This window comes from Lysinibacillus sp. BSL11, assembly GCF_052928325.1.
The window spans coordinates 1-2933 of the sequence record NZ_JAVGCX010000036.1; the positions used below are offsets into that span (position 1 = coordinate 1).

Consider the following 2933-nt stretch of genomic DNA (forward strand, 5'->3'; position numbering starts at 1 on the left):
TTGTTCTTTGAAAACTGGATAAAACGACATTGAAATTGTAACAAACACATTTATTTTTTAAGTTTTTTATAGGCTTAATAACTTGGTTAAGTTATTAAGGGCGCACGGCGAATGCCTTGGCACTAGGAGCCGAAGAAGGACGGCACTAACACCGATATGCTTCGGGGAGCTGTAAGTGAGCTTTGATCCGGAGATTTCCGAATGGGGGAACCCACTACGTTTAATCGCGTAGTATCTTGACGTGAATACATAGCGTCTTGAAGGCAGACCCAGGGAACTGAAACATCTAAGTACCTGGAGGAAGAGAAAGAAAAATCGATTCCCTGAGTAGCGGCGAGCGAAACGGGAAGAGCCCAAACCAAGAGGCTTGCCTCTTGGGGTTGTAGGACACTCAATACGGAGTTACAAAAGAGCGAGTTAGATGAAGCGACTTGGAAAGGTCCGCCAGAGCAGGTAAAAGCCCTGTAGTCGAAAGTTCGTTCTCTCCTGAGTGGATCCTGAGTACGGCGGAACACGTGAAATTCCGTCGGAATCCGGGAGGACCATCTCCCAAGGCTAAATACTACCTAGTGACCGATAGTGAACCAGTACCGTGAGGGAAAGGTGAAAAGCACCCCGGAAGGGGAGTGAAAGAGATCCTGAAACCGTGTGCCTACAAGTAGTTAGAGCCCGTTAATGGGTGATAGCGTGCCTTTTGTAGAATGAACCGGCGAGTTACGATTACGTGCAAGGTTAAGCTTTAGAAGGCGGAGCCGCAGCGAAAGCGAGTCTGAATAGGGCGAAATAGTACGTGGTCGTAGACCCGAAACCAGGTGATCTACCCATGTCCAGGGTGAAGGTGAGGTAACACTTACTGGAGGCCCGAACCCACGCACGTTGAAAAGTGCGGGGATGAGGTGTGGGTAGCGGAGAAATTCCAATCGAACTTGGAGATAGCTGGTTCTCTCCGAAATAGCTTTAGGGCTAGCCTCGTGATGAGAATACTGGAGGTAGAGCACTGTTTGGACTAGGGGGCCATCCCGGTTTACCGAATTCAGACAAACTCCGAATGCCAGATATTTATACACGGGAGTCAGACTGCGAGTGATAAGATCCGTAGTCAAAAGGGAAACAGCCCAGACCACCAGCTAAGGTCCCAAAGTAATCGTTAAGTGGAAAAGGATGTGGCGTTGCACAGACAACCAGGATGTTGGCTTAGAAGCAGCCATCATTTAAAGAGTGCGTAATAGCTCACTGGTCGAGTGACGCTGCGCCGAAAATGTATCGGGGCTAAACGATTCACCGAAGCTGTGGATTGACATCTACGATGTCAGTGGTAGGAGAGCGTTCTAAGTGCGTTGAAGTCAGACCGGAAGGACTGGTGGAGCGCTTAGAAGTGAGAATGCCGGTATGAGTAGCGAAAGACGGGTGAGAATCCCGTCCACCGTATGACTAAGGTTTCCTGAGGAAGGCTCGTCCGCTCAGGGTTAGTCGGGACCTAAGCCGAGGCCGATAGGCGTAGGCGATGGACAACAGGTTGATATTCCTGTACCACCTCCTCACCGTTTGAGAAATGGGGGGACGCAGTAGGATAGGGTAAGCGCGCCGTTGGTTGTGCGCGTCCAAGCAGTAAGGCGTGTGTGTAGGCAAATCCGCACACTGTAACGTTGAGCTGTGATGGCGAGTCCGTATGGACGAAGTTCCTGATTTCACACTGCCAAGAAAAGCCTCTATCGAGGTGAGAGGTGCCCGTACCGCAAACCGACACAGGTAGTCGAGGAGAGAATCCTAAGGTGTGCGAGAGAACTCTCGTTAAGGAACTCGGCAAAATGACCCCGTAACTTCGGGAGAAGGGGTGCTCTTGAGCGTGCAAGCGCATGAGAGCCGCAGTGAATAGGCCCAGGCGACTGTTTAGCAAAAACACAGGTCTCTGCAAAACCGTAAGGTGACGTATAGGGGCTGACGCCTGCCCGGTGCTGGAAGGTTAAGAGGAGTGGTTAGCGCAAGCGAAGCTGCGAATTGAAGCCCCAGTAAACGGCGGCCGTAACTATAACGGTCCTAAGGTAGCGAAATTCCTTGTCGGGTAAGTTCCGACCCGCACGAAAGGCGTAACGATCTGGGCACTGTCTCAACGAGAGACTCGGTGAAATTATAGTACCTGTGAAGATGCAGGTTACCCGCGACAGGACGGAAAGACCCCGTGGAGCTTTACTGTAGCCTGATATTGAATTTTGGTACAACTTGTACAGGATAGGTAGGAGCCAGAGATCTCGGAGCGCCAGCTTCGAAGGAGGCGTCGGTGGGATACTACCCTGGTTGTATTGAAATTCTAACCCATGCCCCTTAGCGGGGCAGGAGACAGTGTCAGGCGGACAGTTTGACTGGGGCGGTCGCCTCCTAAAAGGTAACGGAGGCGCCCAAAGGTTCCCTCAGAATGGTTGGAAATCATTCGTAGAGTGTAAAGGCACAAGGGAGCTTGACTGCGAGACCTACAAGTCGAGCAGGGTCGAAAGACGGGCTTAGTGATCCGGTGGTTCCGCATGGAAGGGCCATCGCTCAACGGATAAAAGCTACCCCGGGGATAACAGGCTTATCTCCCCCAAGAGTCCACATCGACGGGGAGGTTTGGCACCTCGATGTCGGCTCATCGCATCCTGGGGCTGTAGTCGGTCCCAAGGGTTGGGCTGTTCGCCCATTAAAGCGGTACGCGAGCTGGGTTCAGAACGTCGTGAGACAGTTCGGTCCCTATCCGTCGTGGGCGTAGGAAATTTGAGAGGAGCTGTCCTTAGTACGAGAGGACCGGGATGGACACACCGCTGGTGTACCAGTTGTCTTGCCAAAGGCATCGCTGGGTAGCTATGTGTGGACGGGATAAGTGCTGAAAGCATCTAAGCATGAAGCCCCCCTCAAGATGAGATTTCCCATTACGCAAGTAAGTAAGATCCCTCAAAGAC

At 51.9% G+C, this 2933-nt stretch carries 1 rRNA gene; it reads left to right on the top strand.

Annotated features, from left to right (window positions below):
• Window positions 1-84: 84 nt before the first annotated feature.
• Window positions 85-2933 (top strand): 23S ribosomal RNA (locus RCJ95_RS23685); the annotation flags it as partial.